Below are 24,765 nucleotides of genomic sequence, written 5' to 3'. Positions count from 1 at the left end.
CGAGGCGTTCAGCGGCCGTCGGTGGGCGTCGCCCGCGCCGGCAGTCCGTCGCTCGCCTCGCGGATCGCCTCGCGGATCGCCTCGTCCTCGGTGAAGGCGCGCCAGCCGCCGAAGTACGCGAGCCTGCCGTCATACGCGCGTGCCGCCCGGAGCGCGGCCCGGGTGGCGGGAGTGGCGGCGCCGATACGGGCCAAGGAGCGGACCGCGCGGAGCATCAGCGGGAGGTACCGGCCCTCCCCCAGGGGCAGGACGGCCTCCTCCAGCACCGACAGGCTCGGCTCGACCACGCCCGTCACCGACCAGAGGGCTCGGGCCGACTCGATCCGGGTCCAGGAGTCGGAGGCCGCCGTCGAGGTGTCCTCCGCCAGCAGGCGCAGCCGGTTCGCGTGGGCGCCGGCGAACGGGCCGAGGTCGCCGAGGCGCCGGATCGTGTCGTGGAACACGTCCTCGTCCTCCAGCGCGGGCCCGAGCAGATACAGCGCCTCGATCGCGTCCCCGGCCTCCCCGCTCACCCGCCAGAGCGCCCACGCGGCGAGCCGCCTCTGGGCGGGCTCCGTCGCGTCCGCCGCGTAACGGCGCAGCGCGGGACCGGCGTCGGCGGCCCCCGCGCCGACGGCCCCGATCGCGAGGACGGCGGCGCGCCCGGAGCGCGGGTCGGTGAGCAGGTCGACGAGTTCCGGGAGGGCCGGGAGCGCGTCCTCCTCCCATGCCTCCAGGAGTTGGGCGAACGCGCGGCCCGCCGCCCGGTCGCCCGCCTCCCAGGCGTGTCGCATCGCGGCGCGGATGCCGGGCAGCAGGACGGCGGCGTACGCGCGCAGCGGTGTCAGCACCTCGTGGAAGCCCGGCAGCGACCAGGGGTACACGTCGCCCCGGCCGTACGAGCCGTGCGCGGCGAACGTCCCGCGCCTGGCGTACAGCCGCTCGACCAGCCCCGGAAGGCAGCGCGAATCGCCGAGCCGGGTCAGTCCCCACAGCGCGTGGTCGCCCACGGTGGTTCCGCCCTGCCCGTCGCCCGCCCCGCCGTCAGGACCGGTGTCCCCGAGGTGCGCGGCGAGCCGGTCCGCGTACGGTGCGGCAGCCCGCCCGACGGCGGCCAGGAGGTACGCGGCGCTCACCCGGATCCCGGGCTCCGGGTCCTCCAGGCACTCGGCGAGTACGGGGAGCAGCACGGGCGTCGGGGAGCGCCACCGGGACAGCAGCGCGCCGGCCTGGGTCAGCGCGGCGTGCCGGACGTCCGCGTCGGCGGACGAGCGGGCCAGCCGGACCACGAACTCGACTGCGGCCGGGGCCGGTTCGGACGGCTGGTCCCGCTCGCGCGCGAGCAGTTGGTAGCTGGTGCCGACGATCTGCCGCGCGATCCGGTCGACGTCGCACTCGGCCCAGCCCGGCTCCAGCTCGGCCCCGATGCCGGGGGTCGTCAGGATGTCCAGCATCAGTCCGAGGTGGCGGGCCGGTGCGCGCCGGTCAAGACCGGACAGCGCGTGGATCGCCGAGAGTTGCCCGGCCGGGCCCGCGTGCGCGATCAGGTCGCCGAGGAGCACCCGTACGTCCCCCGCTCCCGGCGTGTCCGGTACGGCGACGGAGCCCAGGGCACGCACGGCGTGCAGGCGCGTGGGAATGTCCTCGTCGCGTCGCGCGCGCTCCAGCACGTACGGCAGATTGGCCTCGTCCCGGCCGTCGCCGTCGGCGAGAAGGTCGACCGCCGCCCTGCGCATCCGGGGGTCGGCGTCGGTGAGCAGAGAGAGCCCGGCGGACCGCTCGCGGCGCCAGGCCTCCGGCCAGCCCTCGTCGACGTGGCGTGGCTGGGCGACCCGGGCCGTCAGGGCCAGCGAACCCGCGAGGTCCACCAGCTCGACACGCGGGACCACCCGTGGGTCCCCGGCGAGCGCGTACACGAACGGCAGCGCCGCCGTCGCCGCCGAGCAGACCCAGCCGCCCTGGTGGTACAGGGAGTTGGTCAGTTCGTCGCAGGCGTCCACCGCCGCTTCGGCGTCGGGGCCCGCGATCGCCTCGAACAGCGCGGGAACGTCCGCCGCCGTGCCGTAGTTGTGGCTCAGCTCCGCCCAGGGGACGGTGCCGAGCGAGCCCGGCGGCAGCGAGGTGTTCCGGACGGAAGCGGAATCACCAGGTCCGTTCATACGTTCTCAGCCATTCGTCTTCTTACCTTCAGCCCTTCACGCGGAGGGCCCTCAGCCCTTCACGCAGACGATCTGCCTGAGCTTCGCGACGACCTCGACCAGGTCCTGCTGCTGGTCGATGACCTTCTCGATCGACTTGTAGGCGCCCGGGATCTCGTCCACGACACCGGCGTCCTTACGGCACTCCACGCCCCGCGTCTGCTCCTCCAGGTCCCGGGTGGTGAACCGCTTGCGCGCCGCGTTCCGGCTCATCCTGCGGCCGGCCCCGTGCGAGGCGGAGTTGAACGACGCGGCGTTCCCGAGGCCCTTGACGATGTACGACCCGGTGCCCATGGAGCCCGGGATGATGCCGAAGTCGCCGCTCCCGGCGCGGATCGCGCCCTTACGCGTGACGAGCAGGTCCATCCCGTCGTACCGCTCCTCCGACACATAGTTGTGGTGGCAGGAAATGACCGGTTCGAAGCTGACCGCGGCCTTCTTGAACTCCTTGCGGACGACGTCCTGGAAGAGCCCCATCATGACCGCGCGGTTGCGCTTCGCGTACTCCTGCGCCCAGAAGAGATCGTTGCGGTACGCCCGCATCTCCGGGGTGTCGGCGACGAACACGGCCAGGTCGGGGTCGACCAGATCCTGGTTGTGCGGCAGCTTCCTGGCCTCACCGATGTGGTATTCGGCCAGTTCGTTGCCGATGTTCCGGGAGCCGGAGTGCAGCATCAGCCAGACCGAATCCGACTCGTCCAGGCAGAATTCGATGAAGTGGTTGCCTCCGCCCAGCGTTCCCATCTGCTTCGTGGCACGTTCCTGACGGAATTTGACCGCGTCCGCGATTCCGTCGAACTGCCCCCAGAAGTCGTCCCAGCCCGTCGCCACGCCCCCGAGCGGTCCGCCCGCGAGCGGTCCGCCCCCGAGCGCCCCGTCCCCCGCCGGCCGGTCCCCGAGCAGCCGCTCCGCGTCCACCATCTCGTCGTGCAGCCCTCGCCCCACCGGGATCGCCCGCTCGATGCCGGAGCGCAGCCGGGACAGGTCGCCGGGCAGGTCGTTGGCGGTGAGCGACGTCCTGACCGCCGACATTCCGCAGCCGATGTCGACGCCGACCGCCGCCGGACAGACCGCGCCGTGCATGGCGATCACTGAACCGACCGTCGCGCCCTTGCCGTAGTGCACGTCCGGCATTACTGCCAGGCCCTTGATCCATGGCAGGGTGGCGACATTGCGCAACTGCTGCATCGCGGCGCCCTCGACGGTCGCCGGGTCGGCCCACATACGGATCGGGACGTTCGCGCCCGGGATCTCCACGTACGACATAAGCCCTCAATTCCCCCACATAACCAGATAACGCAAATACCGGAACCAGTACCGTCAGAAGAGACGGCCGACCAGCGTCGACGGCAGTGCGTGCGGTAGACATTGTGTCCATCGACCGTCATCCGGCGGCAAGCAGTTTTCGCGCGGCACCCCGTGCGGAACCCCCGTGAAGAAGGGAGCCCGGGACCGTGCAGCGATTGGCGCGAAAGGCTTACGTCCCCGGCCTGGCCGCGCTCCTCGTGGCGTGTGTCGCCGGTTGTACGTCCGGCAGCGACGACAGCGGCGCAGGCATCGACGCCAAGGCCGGCCAGCCCAGCGTGTCGGCCGCTCCGCCAGGGAGGTACCGCACGCTCCCCGAGCCCTGCGGCTCCGTACCGCTCTCCGCCCTCAAGAACCTGCTGCCCGGGGCCGATTCGCTGCCCGCCGACCAGCAGGAGAAGGTCTACGCGGGCACACCGGCCGTGACGTACGACACCAACCGCCGGGTCGGCTGTAGCTGGAAGGCCGACGCCCCCGACGCCTCGCACCAGTTGGCGCTCGACATCGAGCGTGTCGTGTCGTACGACCCGACGGTGAGCGACGACAGCCAGGCGCAGGACATCTACACGGAGAAGGAGATCGCGGCTCACCTGCCGACCCCCTCCACCGCCACGCCGACGCCGACAGCGACGCCCACGCCGACCGACGCGGGTGCGGCCACCGGAAGCGGTACGGGGACGGGTACGGGCACAGGTACGGGGACCGCCACGGGGACCAACCCGCACACGCTCGCCCAGCCCGGCTCAGGCGTGAAGCTGATCACCCCGAGCACCCCGAGCACCCCGACCACGCCCACCGCCCCCAGCACGCCACCGCCCGGCTCGGACGCGTCGACGGAGAGCCCCACGACCCCCGGGCTCGAACCGCGCCTGCTGGACGGACTCGGGAACGCCGCGTTCCTGAACGACGTACTCACGTCGTCCGGAGCGGCCATGGACTACCGCACGGTGAGCGTGGTCTTCCGCACATCGAATGTCATCGTGACCCTCCGGTACACCGAGCAGCCCGCCGTCTCCTCGGTGATCCCCGACAGCAAGAACATGCAGGACAAAGCGCAGGCACTGGCCAAAGAGCTGGGCGATCAGCTCAACGAATGAGCCGTCGCTCACCCGTCCCCGACCGGTCGCCGTCCGGGGACGGAGTACGCACCCGGGCGCCGCGAAGCCGGCATGGCGGTTACCGTGGCCGCTCGGAACCGTACGACAAGCCGATGAGCCGACCGCCCGAGCCGATTGACCGCCCGAGCCGCCGCTCAAGCCGACCCGCACTGAAGGAACCATGCACCGATCAGCCTCGCGACTCCCCCGCCTCCTCGCCTGCGCAGCCGTTCCGGTGATGCTCGTCGTCGCCGGCTGCTCGTCCTCCTCGGACTCCGACAGCAAGGACAGCGCCGACTCGGCCACCCCGAGCGCCAAGGGGGAGGCGCTGGTCGCGCCCGCCAAGTACAAGACGCTGCCCGAGGCCTGCCAGGCGCTGAGCTCCGGGACGATCGGCGACCTCGTGCCGAAGGCCAAGCTCAAGGGCGGTACGCCCGGCAAGTCCAACGACATCTCCAAGCGCGGTAGCTGCTCCTGGAACGGTCTGGACGACAAGGGTGTCAAGGGCTCGCAGTACCGCTGGCTCGACATCACCATCTCGCGCTACGACTCCGACCAGTCGCTGGGCAGCGGCGCGGCGCGGGCCGGGAAGCAGTACACGCAGGAGGTCGCCGACGCGAAGACCGCCGAGGGCGCCAAGGACCTCAAGACGGGCCCGTCGACCGGAATCGGCAACGAGGCGACTCTCGTCACGTACACGCTCAAGAAGACCGGCACCGACTTCTCGTACGCGACGATCGTGGCCCGTACGGAGAACGCAGTGCTCACCCTGAACTACAACGGCGCCGGTTACGCGGGCGAGAAGACCCCGAGCGTCAGCGACGTGACGAAGGACGCCATCACGGCGTCCAAGGAGGCGGTGGCGTCCATCGCGGCGGCCGGCCTGGGCACCGGGTCGGGCGCGGGATCAGGGTCGAGCGCCGGGTCCGGATCGGGATCAGGATCTGGATCAGGGTCGAGCGCGGGGTCCGGGGCGGGATCGGCCACCGGCGGCGGATCGGGGAAGGGCTCTTCGGCGTCGCCGTCGCACTCCCCCTCACACTCCGCCTCGCCGTCGCACTCCCCCTCGCCGTCGCCCAGCAAAAGCTCTGCCAAAGCTGAGTAGTTCGGCGTCGGGCCCGGTCAAATCCGGGGCGGGTCGGACCGGTTTCCACGCTTTTCCACAACCCTCCACCCTCCCCACGCCACACCGTCCGTACACATGTGCCAGGCTGTGCCCGCCAGATGTCGAGTAGTCGAGTACCTGACACCGAATACGGGAGGGGCCGCGCGTGGCCGCGATACAGCTAACACGCACGCACCGAATACTCATCGGGGTCGTGATCACCGGCGCGACGGTCATCGCCGCGATCGGTTTCGCGGGGTCGTACGCCGCTGTTCGCGAACTCGCCCTGGAAAAGGGCTTCGGGAACTTCTCGCTGGTCTTCCCGATCGGTATCGACGCGGGCATCTGCGTGCTGCTCTCGCTCGACCTCCTGCTGACGTGGATCCGTATCCCGTTCCCGCTGCTCCGGCAGGCGGCCTGGGTCCTCACGGCCGCCACCATCGCCTTCAACGGCGCCGCCGCCTGGCCCGACCCGCTGGGCGTCGGCATGCACGCGGTCATTCCGCTGCTCTTCATCGTCGCCGTCGAGGCCGCGCGCCACGCGGTCGGCCGGATCGCGGACATCACCGCCGACAAGCACATGGAGGGCGTGCGCCTCACCCGCTGGCTGCTCTCCCCCATACCGACGTTCCTGCTGTGGCGCCGGATGAAGCTGTGGGAGCTGCGCAGTTACGAGCAGGTCATCAAGCTCGAACAGGACCGGCTGATCTACCAGTCGCGCCTCCAGGCCCGATTCGGCCGCAACTGGCGCCGCAAGGCCCCGATCGAGTCGATGATGCCGCTGCGGCTCGCGAAATTCGGCGTACCGCTCGCCGACACCGCGGCCGCCGGACTGGCCGCCGCCGGGGTCGAACCCATGCTGCTGCCCGCGGGACCGATACCCGTGCTGGCCGAACTCCCGCAGGGGCAGGGCGAGATACCCGCCGGCCCGGCGCAGCAGGAACAGCAACAGCAGCAGGAACAAGGCCAGGCGCAGGAGCAAGGGCCGGAGCAGGGCCGGAACGGCCAGAACCAGGGCCAGTTCCAGCCCATGCCCCAGCAGATACAGCAGCAACAGCCGCAGCAGATGCAGCAGATGCAGCAGGCACAGTACGTGGAGCAGCAGGGCCCGCAGCAGCAGGGCCAGGCCCAGCCTCAGCCCCAGCAGGTCCCGGGCCCCCAGTCCCAGCCCCAGCCCCAACCGCAGCCCCAGGAAGTCCCCGAGGCCCCCGGAGCGAACCCGGTGAGCCCCTGGTTCGCCGCGCCCCAGGTCGTACCCGACGGTGTCTACGAGGGCACGTACAACCCGGCCTACGGTGACGAGCCCCTCGACCCCGGCGCCGTGACCGTGCCGTACGGGGCGGGGAACCGTACCCGCCCGCTCGGCGGCGCCCCCGGCAGCCTCCAGGGCCAGCGCAGGGAGGGCCCGTACCAAGTACCGGTCCCCGAGCAGCGGAACTACGTCGAGGTCCCCGACGAAGGCCAGCTCCCGCCGGAAGCCGGCCAGGGTGACATCCCGATGCCTCCCGGCCAGGAGTCCGACGAACTGCCGCTCCCCGGGCTGCCCGACGACCTCAGCCGGAACGAGGCGTACTTCAACGCCTTCCGCAAGTACGTCAGCGAGCACCAGGACTTCCCCAACGCCCGCCAGTTCGGCCTGTACTTGATGGACCTGTACGGCATCACGGGCCGCACCGGCGGCCCGCTGACGGAGTCGTCCCTGCGCGGCTATCTGCGGGACTTCAAGGTCCGCTTCCAGCGCGAGATGGACGCCGCCGAGAACGAGCACATCGCGTAACGGCCCACACCGCGCCACGGACACACACACCCGTACACACAAACGCCGCCGACGAGTCCTCCCGGACCCGTCGGCGGCGTATGTACGTACGTACGTAGAGAACGCGCCCCCGCGACAGCTCAGGCGCCCAGCAGCTTCCGTACCCGGTCGGCCCCCACGGCGAGCAGCAGCGTGGGCAGCCGGGGCCCGGTGTCACGCCCCACCAGCAGCCGGTAGAGCAGCGCGAAGAAGGTCCGCTGCGCGACCTTCAGCTCGGCCGTCGGCTTGGCGTCGGGCTCCAGCCCAGCGATCGTCTTCGGCACGCCGTAGACGAGGGTCGTCAGCCCGTCCAGCGACCAGTGGCTGTCCAGCCCGTCGACCAGCAGCCGCAGCGACTCGCGCGCCTGCTCGTCCAGCGACGTCAGCAGCTCGTGGTCGGGCTCGGCACGCACCACAGTGCGGGCCTCGGCCGGCACCTGGGTGGTGATCCAGTTCTCCGCGCGGTCGAGGCGCGGCCGCGCCTCGTCCAGCGAGGTCAGCGGGTGCTCCGGGTCGAGATCGCTGAGGATACGCAGCGTCTGCTCCTCGGCACCCGCCGTGATGTCCACGACGGAGGCGAGCGTGCGGTACGGCAGCGGGCGCGGCGTACGCGGCAGCTCGCCGCCCGCCGTACCGGTCGCCCGCGCGTACGCGGCGGCGTCCGCCGGCAGCACGGAGCCGTCCGCGATCTTGCGCTCCAGCGCGTCCCACTCGTCGTACAGCCGCTGGATCTCCTGGTCGAAGGCGATCTTGAAGGACTGGTTGGGCCTGCGCCGCGCGTACAGCCAGCGCAGCAGCGGCGCTTCCATGATCTTCAGGGCGTCGGCGGGCGTCGGCACCCCGCCCTTGCTCGACGACATCTTCGCCATGCCGGAGATGCCGACGAAGGCGTACATCGGGCCGATGGGCTGGTCGCCGCCGAAGATCTCGCGCACGATCTGGCCGCCGACGACGAACGAGGACCCCGGCGACGAGTGGTCGACACCGGACGGCTCGAAGACCACACCCTCGTACGCCCAGCGCATGGGCCAGTCGACCTTCCAGACCAGCTTGCCGCGGTTGAACTCGCTCAGCAGCACGGTCTCGGCGAAGCCGCATTCGGCGCAGGTGTAGGACAGCTCCGTCGTCTCGTCGTCGTACGACGTGATGGTGGTGGTGTCCTTGCCGCAGCCGCCGCAGTAGGGCTTGTACGGGTAGTAGCCGGACGCGCCGCTGCCCCCGTCGTCCTCGTCGGCGGCGCCGGAGCCCTCGGCGGCCTCCAGCTCGGCTTCCTCGACCTTCTTCTGCCCCTGCTTCTGCGGCTGCTTCTTGGGCTTGTCCTTGGTCCGGTAGCGGTCGAGGATCGCGTCGATGTCGCCGCGGTGCCTCATCGCGTGCAGGACCTGCTCGCGGTAGGTCCCGGCCGTGTACTGCTCGGTCTGGCTGATCCCGTCGTACTCGATGCCCAGCTCAGCCAGCGAATCGGTCAGCGCCGCCTTGAAGTGCTCGGCCCAGTTCGGGTACGGGGAGCCCGCCGGGGCGGGGACCGAGGTGAGCGGCCTGCCGATGTGCTCGGCCCAGGAGGCGTCGATGCCGGGCACGCCGTTCGGGACCTTGCGGTAGCGGTCGTAGTCGTCCCACGAGATCAGGTGCCTGACCTCGTACCCGCGCCTGCGGATCTCGTCGGCGACCAGGTGCGGGGTCATGATCTCGCGGAGGTTGCCCAGGTGGACCGGGCCCGAGGGGGAGATTCCCGAGGCGACGACGATGACGGGGGCGGAGTCGGGACCGGAACCGGAACCGGGTTTCGTACCGGGCGCACGTCGCTCCGATTCGGCGATGACATCGTCAGCGAAACGGGAGACCCAGTCGGTCTCGGTGCTCTGAGCCACGGTCGGCACGTCCTTCTCTCTGCTACGCCCCACAAAATCGGCGACTGCCATTGTCCCAGGTCCGTCCGGCGATGCGAAAACGACTTGTTGCCCCATGGGATACTGAGGACGATTGGCCACCCGTCCAACAGACCTGACTCAGCACACCTCACCCCACAACAGGAATGGCACCGATCCCATGGCTCCGGTCACTTCCCTCGCTTCGACCGTCGATCAGCGCATCGCGGACGCCCTGTCGGCGGCTCTGCCGCAGGCCGGTGCCGCCGACCCGCTGCTGCGACGAAGCGACCGGGCGGACTTCCAGGCCAACGGGATCCTGGCGCTGGCGAAGCAGCTCAAGGGCAATCCGCGTGAGCTGGCGACGCGGGTCGTCGCGGCCCTCGCCGCCAATGACGTGATCAAGGACATCGAGGTGTCCGGACCCGGCTTCCTCAATGTCACCGTCACCGACCGGGCGATCACCGAGACCCTCGCGGCCCGCGCCGCCGACGAGCGGCTGGGTGTGCCGTACGCGGAGCAGCCGGGCACGACCGTCATCGACTACGCGCAGCCGAACGTCGCGAAGGAGATGCACGTCGGCCACCTCCGGTCCGCCGTGATCGGCGCCGCGATGGTCGAGCTGCTGGAGTTCACCGGCGAGAAGGTGATCAGGCGCCATCACATCGGCGACTGGGGCACCCAGTACGGGATGCTCATCCAGTACCTGATCGAGCACCCGCACGAGCTGGACCACGAGGACGGGGCGGTCGACGGCGAGAGCGCCATGTCGGCCCTCGACCGTATCTACAAGGCGTCGCGTGCCGCCTTCGACTCCGACCAGGAGTTCAAGGAACGCGCGCGTGACCGGGTGGTGGCGCTCCAGTCGGGCGACGAGCAGACGCGGGCGCACTGGCAGCGGTTCGTGGACGAGTCGAAGATCTACTTCTACTCCGTCTTCGACAAGCTGGACATGGAGATCCACGACGAGGACATCGTCGGTGAGTCCGGCTACAACGACATGCTCGAAGAGACCTGCCGGATCCTGGAGGAGACGGGCGTCGCCGTCCGCTCCGAGGGCGCGCTGTGTGTCTTCTTCGACGACGTCAAGGGCCCGGACGGCGATCCCGTACCGCTGATCGTGAAGAAGAGCAACGGCGGGTACGGCTACGCCGCCACGGACCTCTCGGCGATCCGCGACCGGGTGCGGAACCTGGACGCGACGACCCTGCTGTACGTGGTGGACGCCCGGCAGGCGCTGCACTTCAAGATGGTCTTCGAGACGGCGCGCAGGGCGGGCTGGCTGGGCGACGGTGTCAAGGCGGTCCAGTTGGCCTTCGGCACGGTCCTCGGCAAGGACGGCAAGCCGTTCAAGACCCGTGAGGGCGAGACCGTACGGCTGGTGGACCTGCTGGACGAGGCGGTCGAGCGGGCCACGGCCGTCGTGCGCGAGAAGGACAAGCGGGAGCAGCTCTCGGAGCCGGAGATCGCCGAGCGCGGTGTCCAGGTCGGGATCGGCGCCGTGAAGTACGCGGACCTGTCGACGTCGGCGAGCCGCGACTACAAGTTCGACCTCGACCAGATGGTCTCGCTCACCGGCGACACGAGCGTGTACCTCCAGTACGCGTACGCGCGCGCCCGGTCGATCCTGCGCAGGGCGGGCGACGCCCGGCCGGTTGCCCACCCGGAGCTGGAACTCGCTCCGGCGGAGCGGGCGTTGGGGCTGTTCGTCGACCAGTTCGGCGAGACGCTGGCGGAGGTCGTGTCGACGTACGAGCCGCACAAGCTCGCCGCGTACCTGTACCAACTGGCCTCGCACTTCTCGACGTTCTACGACCAGTGCAAGGCGCTGGACGAGAACAACCCGCCGGCCGTGACGGAGAACCGCCTCTTCTTCTGCGACATCACGGCACGCACACTCCGCCAGGGCCTGGAACTCCTGGGCATCCGCGCCCCCGACAGCCTCTGACCCTCTGGACCTGACCGACCGGACGCCGGGAGGGGCGGGACAACGCCCAACCCGGCGTCCGTTCCGCCCTACCCCTTCGTGTCCGCCGTCCCTGGTTCTGCCACCCAGCGGCTCGGATAGCCCGTGATCTCAGCGATCTGGTCGTAGTCCTCGTCGTAGTGCAGGACCGTGACCTTGTGCCGCTCGGCGGTGGACGCGATCAGTAGGTCTGCGAGGGACAGCGCCCTGTGGTTCCCTCGCTCGGTCGCCTTGCGTTGAGTCTCCAAGGCGGTATCCCAGACCTCGTCCGGACACGGGAGGTAGTCGAATCCGGATAACCAGCGCCGCATCCATCCCGCTTCGGCCCCGTTTCTGGCGGAGTACAGGATCTCTACAGCCACTGCGCCACTGATGCACAGCAGACCCCGTTGATGAAGATCCGCGAAAACTTCCCGGACGGCCGGCTTGCCGCGCCGGGCGAGCGCGGACTTGTCGACCAGGTAGCGATCACTCACGCCGCTGACCTACCGTGTCCGTGATCGTTCCGCGAATCGTAGGTCAGGTCGACCGTTCCGCTGTCAATCGCGTCAAAAAACTCCTGACGCCGCTGGTACTTCGCCGCATCCACCACGGCAGCCCGGACAGCGGCCTCGTCCGTCTCCACACGGAATCTGGCACGGATGTCGGCGAGGAACTCCTCATCGATCTCGACAGTGACGCGCGCCATGACTGGCCGCCTTTCGATGCAAGAAATCACGGATCCACCTCTACGATAGTTTGTTGCGATCTGTATTGCGGGAGCTCCGCGCAGGGCGGGTCAGCGCCCGGAGGCGCGGGACCTCAGCCCCCCGGCCGCCCGCGCCTCGTCGGCGCGGCGGGCGGTGTCCACCTGGGCCGGGACGCGGCGGAAGGTGTCGGGGACGTGGCCCGGGGTCACCTCCGCCTCCTCGGCCGCTTCGTAGGCGGACATGTCTTCGCGGCAGTCGTCGCAGATGCCCCTGGTCAGCGGGGAGACGTTGTCGGGGACTTCGCAGCTCGCGCAGACCATCACCGCGTAGTTCACGTGGGCACGCTCCTGAATGGGCTCGGGTGGCATTTTCTTCTCCAGTCGTGTCCGGGCGATCGCGCCCGGACTGTGCAGGGGGTGCGGCAGCCCCTCGGTCAGCGAGCGCGTGAGGTGTTCCTGGCTCGCACCGCGCGCCAGCCACTGCGCGGCCAGCGGTTCCAGGGCGGCGCACTCGGCGGCGGACAGCGTCATACGGGGTTCGGCGCGGCCGAGCCGCTGGAGCGCGCGATAGGCGGTGGAGGTCACGGGCGCGGACGCGCGCTCGGGCTCGGGCTCGGGCTCGGGCTCGGGAGCAGGTGCGGGTACGGGTACGGGTACGGGCGCCGGGGAGTCCGGGACCGGCGGCGCATCCGGCGCACCCGGCGCACCCGCGCCCAACGCCGTCTCGATCGCCTCCCGCGCCTGCCGCGCCTCCCGTTCCTGCTCGGTGAGGTCGATGCCGCGCATGCCGTCAACCAGGCGCCTCCACCAGTCGTCCTCCCTCGGCGTCCGGGAGAAGAAGGTGTGCGTCACCCAGCGGAACGTGTTGTCGTCCAACTGGAGGTGTTCCTTGATCCGGCGTAAGTGGCCCGCGTCGGAAAGGAAGTTGAGGGCCTTGCCGCACGCCTGCTGACCGTAGTCAGCGATGTGCGCGGCCAGCGCCTTGTAGCCGATCGCCGTGCCCTCCGGCAGCCGGTCGATGTACGCGGCGACGGCCGCTTCCCTCGTGCGCAGGTGTGCGAAATCCGCTTCGCCGCGCGGGTGTTGGTCGGGCGCGTTCCGCTTTCCGTACCCCGGCTTGGCCAGGGGATGTGCGGGAGTGCGCAGGGCAGCACTAAAGTTGTCGTAAGCCACGGTCGAGCTCCGTCGATGCGTTGGTCAGGCCTCGGTTCGGTGTTGGTAGCACCGGCCGGGGCTGCTTTACGTCCCGAACGCTAAACGGTCAATACGCTCTGGCGCAAGCCGGTCACACAAAGCCATCTCTCCTCGTCAGCGGGGGTCTCGGTAGGGAGGGTGGTTTCCCCCTACCACCCACTCCACTGAAGAAGGGCCCGAGACCCGGAGCCCGAAACCCGAGGCCCGGAACCCGGCACTCAAGCCCCGGGACGACCTGCGGTGATCGCTCCCCCGGAGCGAACTCGGGCATCCGGCGAGCGCCCGGAGCGCGGCGACGACTGTCAGTGCGGAGATGATCCAGAACACGGCGCGCCAGCCGAGCCGTTCGTCGACGAAGGTGGCCGGCGGCATGCCCCACAGGGTGCCGAGCGTCAGCCCGTTGAGGACGACGGCGGTGGCCCGGCCGCACCCGCCGTGTGGTTGCATGCGGCCATGAACCGGTCAGAGCTGTCCCCCACGACCGTGCGCCTGCCCGTACTGCGATGGGAACCGGCGCACCTCCAGGACCACCCTCGGGCGCCGGTCCGGCAGGCCCTGCTTCTGCACGGACTGACCTCGTCGGCGGCCTGCTGGTGGCGGGTGGCCGACGAACTGGCATGTGCCGGCTGGTCGGTCAGCGCCCCCGACCTCAGGGGCCACGGTCACGCACCACGCACCCGGCGCTACGACATCGCCGGGTTCGCCGCCGACGTACTGGCCCTGACACCGCCGGGGGCCGCCGGCTGGGACCTGGTGGTCGGGCACTCGCTGGGCGGAGTCGTCGCCACGGCGGCGGCGGCGGCCACCGCGCCGGGCTGGACGGAACGCCTGTTGCTCGTCGACCCCGTCATCACCCTCGACGAGGGACTCGACGACCTCGTACGCGAGACACACGCCGAACTGCGCGTCACAGATCCCGGGGCGCTCCTGCGCGCCAACCCCGGCTGGCACCCGGAGGACGCCTTCCTGAAGGCCGAGGCGGCGCGACAGACGAGTCCGTATGTCGCCGAAAGCTTCCTGCGGCACAACTTCCCGTGGTCGTACGAGAAGACGCTCGCCGGGACCGGCTGCCCGGTCACGGTGCTGGCCGCCGACCCGCGCAACGACCCCGCGTTCACAAGCGGGGAGGGCGAACGCCTCCGGCGGGTCAAGCGGGACTTCGACTGGTCGGTGGTGGCGGGCGCCGGCCACTCGGTGTACCGCGACAATCCGGCCGCGGTCGTCGCCGCCGCACTCACCGGGTCCGGCCCCGGTGCCGATTCCGATTCCGACTCCGCGCCCGGCCCGGGGCCGGACCCGGATTCCGGGCCGGGCCTGCCGGGATGAGTCACCCCTTCTGGGCGATCTCCCAGCCCGTGTCGCCGCCCCAGTACTCGTACGCCGGGCGGCCCTGGGAGCCGCTCGTCCTGAACGGTTTGCCCCCGTCGTCCACCCGCAGCGTGCCCTGCCGGTCGCCGCTGGACCAGTCAAGCTCCAGATACCAGTTCACGTAGTGAGCCGACGTGTCCGCCTGGACGTAGAAGACTTCGGGGTCGGACTCGCTCACCTTGTAGGGGAAGTCCCGCTGCTGCGCGCCCGCTACGGCGCTGGGCCGGCCCGCGTCCAGGTTCACTTTGAAGAACTTCGTGTTGACGGCCCCGCCGCAGCCGACCCCCATCGCGTAGTCCGTCCAGGCGAGCGGCGCTTCCGTGCTCACGACGTGCACGTGCAGCGACTGGAGGACCACGGTCTCGCTGCCGGTCCCCTGCACGGTCAGTGCGATGTACTGGCCGCCGCTCGCGACCCCGCCGAGCGCGCCGACCCAGGTCGGCGCGTCCTGCTCGGAGGGTGGCGGCGGGACGGTGTCCGCAGACCGGTTGATCAGGTAGTGCTGGCTGCACGGGTCCTCGAAGGCGTACGGCAGGGTGTCCACGGTCACCGGGACCGCGCTGCCCGTCCCCTTACCGCCGCCACCTGACGCGTGTCCGGCGGCGGGCGACCCGCTCGGGGAGGGCGTGACCGACGGGCTCGGGCTCCCGGACCGGGAGGCCGAGACGGACGGCGACGGTGACGGCGACGCCTTCTTGTGGGAGGCGGAAGGCCCCGGCGACGCGTCGCGCGCCTGACGCCCTCCCGCGACGGATGACGCGTCGGCGGGGTGCCCGGCCATCCGGCTGCCGAAGACGACGGCGGGGACAGCGACGGCCACCACGGCGACGGCGGCGAGCAGGAACCGGAGGCGCTTCACCCTGGGCCGGGCAGGCGCGCCCGGCTCGGCCTCGGCTTCGGAATCCACGACGGGCAGCGGCTCGGGCTCCGAAGCGGGTACGGACTCCGAAGCGGATACGGATACGGGCACCGGTACGGGCTCGGGCTCGGGCTCCGGTACGGGCTCCGCCTCCGGGGCCGCCTTGTCGGCCTTGTCCACCCGCGCCCTGCGTCTCGCCTCGTCCGCGATGATCCACCGCCGGTGCAGCTCCAGGAGTTCGCCGCTCGTCGCACCGCACAGCCGCGCCAGCCGTTCCACAGAGCCGAACTCAGCGGGCACGGCGTCCCCGTTGCAGTAACGGTGCAGCGTGGACGTACTCACGTGCAGCTTCCCGGCGAGGACACCGTAGCTGCGCCCCGAGCGGTCCTTCAGATCCCTCAGAAGCTCAGCGAAAGCCTCGGCCTCGGTACTCGCCACCCGCTGGTTCCCTCCGTGTGTATTCCAGGAACGCGTTCCAGGGAGAGCGTGCACTCCCAGGTCAGGGCATGTTCAAGCGTTCCAGCATCCCCCATTGTCCCTTGTGGATTGCCGCCGTTCGGCCCCGCCCCGCAAGGTAGGTGCAGCGCCGGACGAACGGCACTGATCACCTGTCAGGCGATCAGCCTTCCCGCCCGCTTCCACCACTTTCGGAACCCGCCCTCACCCTCAGGAGAATCCGCCATGCGCAGCATCCGTAACCGCGCCGCCGCCCTCACCGCCACCGCGCTCCTCTCCACCCTCGCCCTCACCGCTTGCGGAAACGGCGAGGGCGTACAGGACGCCGGGGGAGCCGGAGCGGCCAAGATCTCCACCACCGGCACCCCGGCGACCACGACCGCCGCTGACACGAAGAAGACGGACACCGCGCCCGACGCGGCCGGCACGCAGGCCCCGCAGAAGAACGGCTCCGGCAACAGCGGCACGCAGCAGGCAGGCGGCTCGGGCAGCAAGGTCAGCACGGGAAGCAAGAGCAGCGGCGGCAGCAAGACCGGCAAGGGCAGCGGCAACGGGAGCAGCAGCGCCACTTCGTCCTGCGGCGCCGGCTCCGTCAAGCTCGCCGTCGTGAAGGTCGAGCGTCCCATCAACCACATGCTGCTGACGGCCACCAACACCGGCAGCAAGACCTGCGACGCGTACAACGCCCCGTTCCTGCGCTTCGACCAGGACCAGGCCGCCACCCAGGTCATACGCGAGAGCGTCCCGCAGGCCGTGGTCAGCCTCTCCCCCGGCCAGACCGCCTACGCCTCGATCCTCATGTCCTCGGGCGACGGCAGCGGCACCCACGGCCGTACCGCCAAGCAGCTCGGCGTCTTCTTCGCGGCCCGCGACGGAGAGGGCTCGGTCGGCGACGGCACCACGCTCAGCCTCCCGGCCGGCTCCCACATCGACGACAGCGCGGCCGTCAGCTACTGGCAGAGCACCATGGACCTCGCGCTCACCTGGTGAAGCGCCCGGCAACTCCGGGGACGCTCAACCTCCACCCTCACCCCGGTGACCGTCCTCGTCCTCGGCCTCGGCACGATGGGCTCCGCGCTCGCCGCCGCCTTCGTACGCGCCGGACACCCCACCACTGTCTGGAACGTACGGGGGCCTGGGCGGCGTCACAGAGCGCCGACCACGTCGACGGCGGCATCATGGCCGTCCCCGCGATGATCGCGGGCCCCGGCGCCGACATCATCTACAGCGGCGAGAACACAGCCTTCGAGGCACAGCAGCGGCCAGTCTCAGCGCCCCAGCTTCTGTGCGACCTCCGTCGCCCAGTACGTCAGGATCGTGCCCGCGCCCGCGCGCTTGATCCCCGTCAGGGTCTCCATGATCGCGGCGTCGCGGTCGATCCAGCCCTTCTCGGCCGCCGCCTCGATCATCGCGAACTCGCCGGAGATCTGGTACGCGGCGACCGGCACGTTCGCCTCGTCGGCGATGCGCGCCAGGATGTCCAGGTACGGCAGGGCGGGCTTGACCATCACCATGTCGGCGCCCTCCTCCAGGTCGAGCGCCAGCTCGCGCATCGCCTCGCGCGCGTTGGCGGGGTCCTGCTGGTACGTCTTGCGGTCGCCCTTGAGCGAGGAGCCGACGGCCTCCCTGAAGGGGCCGTAGAAGGCCGACGAGTACTTCGCCGTGTACGCGAGGATCGACACGTCCTCCCTGCCGATGGCGTCGAGCGCCTCGCGGGTGACGCCGATCTGGCCGTCCATCATGCCGCTGGCGCCCACCATGTGGGCCCCGGCGTCGGCCTGGACCTGCGCCATTTCCGCGTACCGCTCCAGCGTCGCGTCGTTGTCGACCCGGCCCTGCTGGTCCAGCACACCGCAGTGGCCGTGGTCCGTGTACTCGTCGAGGCACAGGTCGGACATGACGATCAGCTCGTCGCCGACCTCCTCCCGCACTGCGCGGATCCCGGCCTGGAGGATTCCGTCGGGGTCGGTGCCGGCCGTCCCGACGGCGTCCTTCTTGGCGTCCTCGGGAACGCCGTAGAGCATGATCCCCGAGACGCCGGCGGCGACCGCCTCGGCCGCGGCCCTGCGCAGGCTGTCCAGGGAGTGCTGGACGACCCCCGGCATCGCCGAGATGGGGACGGGCTCGGCGACTCCCTCCCGTACGAAGGCGGGGAGGATCAGGTCCGCCGGGTGGAGCCGGGTCTCGGCGACCATCCGCCGCATCGCGGGATTCACCCGCAGCCGGCGCGGGCGCGAAGCGGGGAAAGAGCCGTACACAGTCATCGTCAGTGGCCTCTTGCGTCGTCAGGTGCGTCATTCACGTATGCGTAATTCACGTATGCGTAATTCACGTATGCGTAATTCACGTATGCGTGCTTCACGTGCGTGCTTCAAGTCTGCACGCTTCACGTCTGCGTGATTCAGGTGCGCGTGAGCCGGGACTGATGATGGTCCCGGCCGCCACAGCGGCCGGGACCATGAGTCAGTACCGCGACCCGCTCAGGTGGTGCGCCGTCTGCGGCTTCCGGGACGTCGCTCGCTCGGCCTGGTGACGGTCTCGCCCGCCTCCTTGGCCGCCTCGCGGCGCTGCGCGCCGAAGGTGGCGAGCGCCTCGGCGAGCTTGTGCACCGACGGCTCGGGCGACAGGACGTCGACGCGCAGGCCGTGCTCCTCGGCGGTCTTCGCCGTCGCGGGGCCGATACAGGCGATCACCGTCACGTTGTGCGGCTTGCCCGCGATACCGACCAGGTTCCGCACGGTCGACGACGAGGTGAAGAGCACCGCGTCGAAGCCGCCGCCCTTGATGGCCTCGCGGGTGTCGGCGGGCGGCGGCGAGGCCCGTACCGTGCGGTACGCGGTCACGTCGTCGACCTCCCAGCCCAGCTCGATCAGACCCGCCACCAGCGTCTCGGTGGCGATGTCGGCGCGCGGCAGGAACACCCGGTCGATCGGGTCGAAGACCGGGTCGTACGGCGGCCAGTCGTCCAGCAGCCCGGCGGCCGACTGCTCGCCGCTCGGTACGAGGTCGGGCTTGACGCCGAACTCGACCAGCGAGGCCGCGGTCTGGTCGCCGACCGCCGCGACCTTGATCCCGGCGAAGGCGCGGGCGTCGAGACCGTACTCCTCGAACTTCTCCCGCACCGCCTTCACCGCGTTGACCGAGGTGAACGCGATCCACTCGTAGCGCCCGGTGACCAGGCCCTTGACGGCGCGCTCCATCTGCTGGGGCGTGCGCGGCGGTTCCACGGCGATGGTCGGGACCTCGTGCGGCACCGCGCCGTACGACCTGAGCTGGTCGGAGAGCGAAGCTGCCTGCTCCTTGGTACGCGGGACGAGGACCTTCCAGCCGAAGAGCGGCTTGGACTCGAACCACGCGAGCTGGTCGCGCTGGGCGGCCGAGCTGCGCTCGCCCACGACGGCTATGACGGGCTGGTGTCCGTCCGGCGACGGCAGGACCTTGGCGTGCTTCAGCGTCTGCGCGATGGTGCCGAGGGTGGCGGTCCAGGTGCGCTGGCGCGTCGTCGTGCCGGCGACGGTGACGGTCATCGGGGTGTCCGGCTTGCGGCCGGCGGCGACGAGTTCACCGGCGGCGCCCGCGACCGACTCGAGCGTGGTGGAGACGACGACGGTGCCGTCACTGGCACCGACCTCGGTCCAACAGCGCTCGCTGGCGGTCCTGGCGTCGACGATGCGTACGTCGGTGCCCTGCGCGTCGCGCAGCGGCACCCCGGCATACGCCGGCACACCGACAGCGGCGGCGATACCGGGCACGACCTCGAAGGGAATGCCCGCCGTGGCGCAGGCGAGCATCTCCGTGCCTGCGTCGCCGTCGAGCCCCGGGTCACCGGTGACCGCACGGACGACCCGCTTGCCGCCCCTCGCTGCCTCCATGACAAGATTGGCGGCATCCCTGATCGCGGGGATCCCGGCGGCTGTTGACAGATCGTCAATGATCGTCAGCGCGGGCGTGCTCACACTCGCCCTCGCATGGCCACGGACGACGTCGAGCACATCCGGCTCGGCGATCAGTACATCCGCACCCGCGAGCGCCTCCACGGCGCGAAGTGTCAGCAGACCTGGATCTCCGGGTCCGGCACCGAGGAAGGTGACGTGCCCCGATGCGAAGTAGGCCGGAAGGTCAGAGGTGGTGGGGCTCAAAGTTCTCGCTCCCCCATAAGACCGGCCGCACCCTTGGCGAGCATCTCGGACGCGAGTTCGCGCCCGAGCGCGACGGCGTCGCTGTGCGACGTGGGTACGGAACCGGTGATGGACATCTGCACCAGCGTCGAGCCGTCGGTCGTGCCGACGACGCCGCGCAGGCGCATCTCGTTGACAACCTGCTCCTCGGCCAGCAGGTCGGCCAGCGCACCCACAGGTGCGCTGCAACCGGCCTCCAGGGCGGCGAGCAGGGAACGCTCGGCGGTCACGGCGATCCGGGTGTCCGGATCGTCGAGCTCGGCGAGCGAAGCGGCGAGGTCCACATTGACCGCGGCGCACTCGACTGCGAGGGCCCCCTGGCCGGGGGCGGGCAGGACCGTGTCGGCCGACAGGAAGTCGGTGACCTCGTCGGTCCTGCCAAGACGGTGGAGTCCGGCGGCGGCGAGCACAACGGCGTCGAGCTCCCCGCTGTGGACGTATCCGATCCGGGTGTCGATGTTGCCCCTGATCGGGACGGTCTCGATGACGAGGCCGTGATCGCGGGCGTGGGCGTTGAGCTGGGCCGTACGGCGTGGCGAGCCCGTACCGATCCTGGCTCCGTGCGGCAGCCGCTCGAACGTCAGCCCGTCCCGTGCGATCAGGACGTCCCTCGGGTCCTCGCGCCGGGGTATGGCGGCCAGCGCCAGATCCTCCGGGCGGGCCGTCGGCAGGTCCTTGAGGGAGTGGACTGCGAAGTCGACCTCGCCGCGCAGCAGCGCTTCACGCAGCGCGGTGACGAATACGCCCGTGCCGCCGATCTGCGCGAGGTGCTCGCGCGAGGTGTCTCCGTACGTAGTGATCTCGACGAGCTCCACCGGCCGCCCGGTCAGCTCCCGCACCGCCCGCGCCACGAGCCCGGACTGGGCCATGGCGAGTTTGCTGCGTCTCGTTCCGAGCCTCAAGGCCTGGTCGGGCCTCAGTGCCTTCTGGGTCATACTCGCCCTCTGCCTACACCATCGGTGTCATTCAGGTCGGCCCGGCTGACGGCGGCGACCGTCTGGGGGTCGAGGTCGAAGAGTTCTCGCAGTGCGTCCGCGTATCCGGCGCCGCCGGGTTCGCTGGCAAGCTGCTTGACCCGCACGGTGGGCGCGTGCAGGAGCTTGTCGACGACGCGGCGCACGGTCCGGGTGATCTCGGAGCGCTCCTTGTCGTCAAGATCGGGGAGCCGGCCTTCGAGGCGCGCGACCTCGCTGCTGACCACTTCGGCGGCCATGGCGCGCAGTGCGACCACGGTCGGAGTGATGTGAGCGGCGCGCTGCGCGGCACCGAAGGCGGCCACTTCGTCGGAGACGATGGTGCGGACCCGGTCGACGTCGGCGGCCATCGGCGCGTCGGCCGAGGCTTCGGCGAGCGACTCGATGTCGACGATCCGGACGCCGCCGACGCGGTGCACGGCCGCGTCGATGTCCCGGGGCATGGCGAGGTCGAGCAGGGCGAGCGGGCCTTTGCGGCCCGGTGCCGTACGGGCGCCCACCGCGGACTCGACGGCGTCGGCGCTCAGCACCAGACCCGTCGCTCCCGTGCAGGACACGACCACGTCCGCCCGTGCCAGTTCGCTCCCGACGGCGTCCATCTCGACGGCGCGGGCGGCGACGCCCGTACCGCCGGGCTGGGTGAGGATCTGTACGAGGCGCTCGGCGCGCGCGGTCGTCCGGTTGGCGACGACGATCTCGGCGACACCGGCCCTGGCGAGGGTCGCGGCGGCCAGCGAGGACATGGACCCCGCGCCGATGACCAGCGCGCGCTTCTCCTTGGCCCAGGACTCCACGGCCGCGCCCGCGGCGAGCTGTTCGAGGCCGAAGGTGACGAGCGACTGTCCCGCCCGGTCGATGCCGGTCTCGCTGTGGGCCCGCTTGCCGACCCGCAGCGCCTGCTGGAACAGGTCGTTGAGCATCCGTCCCGCGGTGTGCAGCTCCTGGCCCAGCGCCAGCGCGTCCTTGATCTGGGCGATGATCTGGCCTTCGCCGACGACCATCGAGTCGAGTCCGCAGGCCACCGAGAAGAGATGGTGGGCCGCGCGGTCCTCGTAGTGCACGTAGAGGTACGGGGTCAGCTCTTCGAGGTCGACCTCGCTGTGCTGGGCGAGCAGCATGGACAGCTCGGCGACCCCGGCGTGGAACTTGTCGACGTCCGCGTACAGCTCGATGCGGTTGCAGGTGGCGAGGACCGTGGCCTCGGCGGCCGGTTCGGCGGCCAGCGAGTCCTGCAACAGCTTGACCTGCGCGTCCGTGGACAGCGACGCCCGCTCCAGCACGCTCACCGGCGCGCTGCGGTGGCTCAGCCCGACGACCAGAAGACTCATGCCGGCATCACCGCGGGCATGTCCCCGTCGGGTCCCTTCCGGCTCGGAGGTCCGCCCGGCCGCCCGGCGGGCGGGCCTGCGGCGCCCAGCGCCGCGTCCTCGCCCGCCTTGCGCTGCTCGTGGAAGGCGAGGATCTGGAGCTCGATCGAGAGGTCGACCTTCCGCACGTCCACGCCCTCGGGCACGGAGAGCACGGTCGGCGCGAAGTTGAGGATCGAGGTGACACCGGCGGCGACCAGGCGCTCGCAGACCTGCTGGGCCGCTCCGGCCGGGGTCGCGATGACCCCGATGGAGACACCGTTGTCGCTGATGATCTTCTCCAGCTCGTCCGTGTGCTGGACGGGGATCCCGGCGACCGGCTTCCCGGCCATCGTCGGATCGGCGTCTATCAGCGCGGCGACCCGGAAGCCGCGGGAGGCGAACCCGCCGTAATTGGCGAGCGCCGCCCCGAGGTTACCGATCCCGACGATGACGACCGGCCAGTCCTGGGTCAGCCCCAGCTCACGGGAGATCTGGTAGACGAGGTATTCGACGTCGTAGCCCACGCCGCGGGTCCCGTAGGAGCCGAGGTAGGAGAAGTCCTTGCGCAGCTTCGCTGAGTTGACGCCGGCGGCGGTCGCGAGTTCCTCGGACGACACAGTGGGTACGGAACGCTCGGAAAGCCCGGTGAGCGCCCGCAGATACAGCGGAAGCCTGGCGACTGTGGCCTCGGGGATTCCTCGGCTACGGGTCGCCGGTCGGTGAGTTCGGCCAGTTGCCACGGTGCTCCTGCGGGATGAGCGAGGCTGCAGGCGGCCGTATGTTCCAGGACCGCCCCGTCGAATGCAGGCTATGTCTTTGTGAACGCGTGCACAAAGATTGTGTCCGCTTTGTCCGAGCAAAGTGACCGGGGTCACGCGCCCTGATCCCGCGGTGATGGAACCACCGACCGGGTCAGCCTGTCGCATACACGAAGGGGGCAAGACGGGACACACTCCTCACGAATACGCCCCCCGAGACCGCAGCAAAGCGCCCACGATGGTAACCACCTTTTCGCTCAGTCCCCCAGTTCGCGACGGAGCCGATCGGGATCCACCCGCCAGAAGGTGTGCTGCTCACCGTCGATCAGGACCACCGGAATCTGCTCCCAGTACTGACGATGGAGCTCCTCATCGAGCATTATGTCCTTTTCCTCCCATTTCGCTCCCGTCTCCGCACACACCGTCTCCACCACCGTGCGCGCATCGTCACAGAGATGGCAGCCCGGTTTGGAGACGAGCGTCACCATCCGGTCGACGGCCTTTTTCCTCGTACGCCGCAGCAAAGGACTCATGGCGCCATTCTCCGCCCCGCGGCGGATCGTTGTGGCCGGTCATCCACAGCCACCCACCTATCGCCGGATTAACACACCGGTCGTGGAGAGTTCACGTCACGTAGTCCCGGCGCGTCAGGAACGGCCGAACAGACTGGCTATGCTCACGACATGGCCGCACCAGGATGGCTCACTCCCCGTAAACGTTCCGCGACACCCCGGAGCGTGCTGGCAGGCGAGGCCGCAGCCGAGGCGGGGCTCAAGTCCACACAGGAGTCGAAGGACTCACTGGAGCGCGGAGTCGACGCCCAGGGCGCCGGCCGGACCGCCGAAGTACCGGACTTCCCCGTGTTCGGGGACGAACGCGCCGCAGCATTCTTCGATCTCGACAACACCGTCATGCAGGGCGCCGCGATCTTCCACTTCGGTCGCGGTCTCTACAAGCGCAAGTTCTTCCAGCGCCGTGAACTCGTCAGGTTCGCCTGGCAGCAGGCCTGGTTCAGGCTCGCCGGGGTCGAGGACCCCGAGCACATGCAGGACGCCCGCGACAGCGCGCTGTCCATCGTCAAGGGCCACCGCGTCTCCGAGCTGATGTCCATCGGCGAGGAGATCTACGACGAATACATGGCCGACCGCATCTGGCCCGGCACCCGCGCCCTCGCGCAGGCCCACCTCGACGCGGGACAACAGGTCTGGCTCGTCACCGCGGCCCCCGTCGAGACCGCGACGATCATCGCCCGCAGGCTCGGCCTGACCGGCGCCCTCGGCACCGTCGCCGAATCGGTGGACGGCGTCTATACGGGCAAGCTCGTCGGCGAACCGCTGCACGGCCCCGCCAAGGCCGAGGCCGTACGCGCGCTCGCCGCCGCCGAGGGCTTCGACCTGAACCGCTGCGCCGCGTACAGCGACTCGCACAACGACATCCCGATGCTCTCGCTCGTCGGACATCCGTACGCCATCAACCCGGACGCCAAGCTCCGCAAGCACGCGCGGCGGCTGGAGTGGCGGCTGCGCGACTACCGTACGGGCCGCAAGGCGGCCAAGGTCGGCATCCCGGCCGCCGCCGGGGTGGGCGCCCTCGCGGGCGGCACGGTGGCCGCCGTGGCCATCCACCGC

At 70.4% G+C, this 24,765-nt stretch carries 21 protein-coding genes and 1 pseudogene; 8 read left to right on the top strand and 14 right to left on the bottom strand.

Annotated features, from left to right (window positions below):
- Positions 1–8: 8 nt before the first annotated feature.
- Positions 9–2,138: a hypothetical protein gene (locus QR77_RS23610; RefSeq protein ID WP_040024136.1), complete on the bottom strand. Its 2,130-nt coding sequence runs from the start codon at positions 2,136–2,138 to the stop codon at positions 9–11.
- Positions 2,139–2,189: 51 nt separating this feature from the next.
- A complete protein-coding gene (locus tag QR77_RS23605) occupies positions 2,190–3,443 on the bottom strand; it encodes an RtcB family protein (RefSeq protein WP_040024135.1) in 1,254 nt (417 codons plus the stop codon).
- Between the two features lie 197 nt (positions 3,444–3,640).
- Between QR77_RS23605 and QR77_RS23600 the strand changes: the two genes are divergently transcribed.
- From QR77_RS23600 to QR77_RS23590, 3 genes are all read left to right on the top strand, one after another.
- Positions 3,641–4,579 (top strand): hypothetical protein, encoded by a 939-nt coding sequence (locus QR77_RS23600; protein WP_040024134.1) that lies wholly within the window; start codon positions 3,641–3,643, stop codon positions 4,577–4,579.
- A gap of 181 nt (positions 4,580–4,760) precedes the next feature.
- Positions 4,761–5,684: a hypothetical protein gene (locus QR77_RS23595; protein ID WP_063798070.1), complete on the top strand. Its 924-nt coding sequence runs from the start codon at positions 4,761–4,763 to the stop codon at positions 5,682–5,684.
- A 166-nt stretch (positions 5,685–5,850) separates the two neighbouring features.
- The gene (locus QR77_RS23590) at positions 5,851–7,461 is read left to right on the top strand and encodes a DUF2637 domain-containing protein (protein WP_040024133.1); all 1,611 of its coding nucleotides are present in this window, start codon (positions 5,851–5,853) and stop codon (positions 7,459–7,461) included.
- Between the two features lie 119 nt (positions 7,462–7,580).
- Here the strand turns inward: QR77_RS23590 and lysS are convergent, their stop codons facing one another.
- Complete coding sequence (gene lysS / locus QR77_RS23585) at positions 7,581–9,359, bottom strand: lysine--tRNA ligase (RefSeq protein WP_040024132.1); 1,779 nt, start codon at positions 9,357–9,359, stop codon at positions 7,581–7,583.
- Between the two features lie 169 nt (positions 9,360–9,528).
- On the opposite strand from lysS, the gene argS reads away from it, so the two are divergent.
- On the top strand, positions 9,529–11,295 hold the full coding sequence (gene argS, locus QR77_RS23580) for an arginine--tRNA ligase (protein ID WP_040024131.1): 1,767 nt from the start codon (positions 9,529–9,531) through the stop codon (positions 11,293–11,295).
- A gap of 68 nt (positions 11,296–11,363) precedes the next feature.
- On the opposite strand, the gene QR77_RS23575 is transcribed toward argS, so the two are convergent.
- The 4 genes from QR77_RS23575 to QR77_RS49830 all read right to left on the bottom strand — a co-directional run bounded on the left by QR77_RS23575 (position 11,364) and on the right by QR77_RS49830 (position 13,642).
- A complete protein-coding gene (locus QR77_RS23575) occupies positions 11,364–11,789 on the bottom strand; it encodes a PIN domain nuclease (RefSeq protein WP_040024130.1) in 426 nt (141 codons plus the stop codon).
- Complete coding sequence (locus QR77_RS23570) at positions 11,786–12,001, bottom strand: hypothetical protein (RefSeq protein WP_040024129.1); 216 nt, start codon at positions 11,999–12,001, stop codon at positions 11,786–11,788. The genes QR77_RS23575 and QR77_RS23570 overlap by 4 nt, the downstream gene beginning before the upstream one ends.
- A gap of 90 nt (positions 12,002–12,091) precedes the next feature.
- Positions 12,092–13,174, bottom strand: a complete 1,083-nt coding sequence (locus QR77_RS46035) for a hypothetical protein (protein WP_040024128.1) — start codon at positions 13,172–13,174, stop codon at positions 12,092–12,094.
- Positions 13,175–13,309: 135 nt separating this feature from the next.
- Positions 13,310–13,642 carry a hypothetical protein gene (locus QR77_RS49830; RefSeq protein ID WP_201778822.1) on the bottom strand — a complete coding sequence of 111 codons (333 nt, stop codon included), beginning with the start codon at positions 13,640–13,642 and terminating at the stop codon, positions 13,310–13,312.
- Between the two features lie 6 nt (positions 13,643–13,648).
- Between QR77_RS49830 and QR77_RS42360 the strand changes: the two genes are divergently transcribed.
- Positions 13,649–14,521, top strand: coding sequence for an alpha/beta hydrolase (locus tag QR77_RS42360; protein ID WP_078877059.1), 873 nt, complete (start codon positions 13,649–13,651; stop codon positions 14,519–14,521).
- Between the two features lies 1 nt (position 14,522).
- Here QR77_RS42360 and QR77_RS23555 read toward each other — a convergent pair whose 3' ends face one another.
- Positions 14,523–15,860: a helix-turn-helix transcriptional regulator gene (locus QR77_RS23555; protein ID WP_040024127.1), complete on the bottom strand. Its 1,338-nt coding sequence runs from the start codon at positions 15,858–15,860 to the stop codon at positions 14,523–14,525.
- Between the two features lie 243 nt (positions 15,861–16,103).
- Between QR77_RS23555 and QR77_RS23550 the strand changes: the two genes are divergently transcribed.
- Together QR77_RS23550 and QR77_RS49825 are read left to right on the top strand one after the other, a co-directional pair.
- Positions 16,104–16,868, top strand: coding sequence for a DUF4232 domain-containing protein (locus tag QR77_RS23550; protein ID WP_040024126.1), 765 nt, complete (start codon positions 16,104–16,106; stop codon positions 16,866–16,868).
- A 75-nt stretch (positions 16,869–16,943) separates the two neighbouring features.
- A pseudogene (locus tag QR77_RS49825) lies at positions 16,944–17,137 on the top strand (hypothetical protein); the annotation flags it as partial.
- A gap of 9 nt (positions 17,138–17,146) precedes the next feature.
- On the opposite strand, the gene hemB reads toward QR77_RS49825, so the two are convergent.
- The 6 genes from hemB to QR77_RS23520 all read right to left on the bottom strand — a co-directional run bounded on the left by hemB (position 17,147) and on the right by QR77_RS23520 (position 23,670).
- The gene (gene hemB, locus QR77_RS23545; protein ID WP_052488999.1) at positions 17,147–18,142 is read right to left on the bottom strand and encodes a porphobilinogen synthase; all 996 of its coding nucleotides are present in this window, start codon (positions 18,140–18,142) and stop codon (positions 17,147–17,149) included.
- 216 nt (positions 18,143–18,358) lie between these two features.
- Complete coding sequence (locus QR77_RS23540) at positions 18,359–20,017, bottom strand: bifunctional uroporphyrinogen-III C-methyltransferase/uroporphyrinogen-III synthase (RefSeq protein WP_040024124.1); 1,659 nt, start codon at positions 20,015–20,017, stop codon at positions 18,359–18,361.
- Complete coding sequence (gene hemC, locus QR77_RS23535) at positions 20,014–20,991, bottom strand: hydroxymethylbilane synthase (protein ID WP_040024123.1); 978 nt, start codon at positions 20,989–20,991, stop codon at positions 20,014–20,016. Before hemC ends, QR77_RS23540 begins: the two co-directional genes overlap by 4 nt.
- Entirely contained in the window at positions 20,988–22,358 is a 1,371-nt protein-coding gene (locus QR77_RS23530) for a glutamyl-tRNA reductase (protein ID WP_040024122.1), read from the bottom strand. The genes hemC and QR77_RS23530 overlap by 4 nt, the downstream gene beginning before the upstream one ends.
- Positions 22,355–23,119, bottom strand: coding sequence for a redox-sensing transcriptional repressor Rex (locus QR77_RS23525; protein ID WP_040024121.1), 765 nt, complete (start codon positions 23,117–23,119; stop codon positions 22,355–22,357). The genes QR77_RS23530 and QR77_RS23525 overlap by 4 nt, the downstream gene beginning before the upstream one ends.
- Before the next feature lie 275 nt (positions 23,120–23,394).
- Positions 23,395–23,670 carry a glutaredoxin family protein gene (locus tag QR77_RS23520; protein WP_040024120.1) on the bottom strand — a complete coding sequence of 92 codons (276 nt, stop codon included), beginning with the start codon at positions 23,668–23,670 and terminating at the stop codon, positions 23,395–23,397.
- A gap of 150 nt (positions 23,671–23,820) precedes the next feature.
- Here QR77_RS23520 and QR77_RS23515 point away from each other — a divergent pair.
- Positions 23,821–24,765 (top strand): HAD-IB family hydrolase (locus QR77_RS23515; protein ID WP_040024119.1); only part of this gene is annotated, 945 nt, incomplete at its 3' end.

Source organism: Streptomyces sp. 150FB, from assembly GCF_000818195.1.
In the GTDB taxonomy this organism is placed as follows: Bacteria; Actinomycetota; Actinomycetes; order Streptomycetales; family Streptomycetaceae; genus Streptomyces.
Note: the sequence above shows the minus strand (reverse complement) of the source record. Positions and strands in the feature narration are given on the sequence as shown.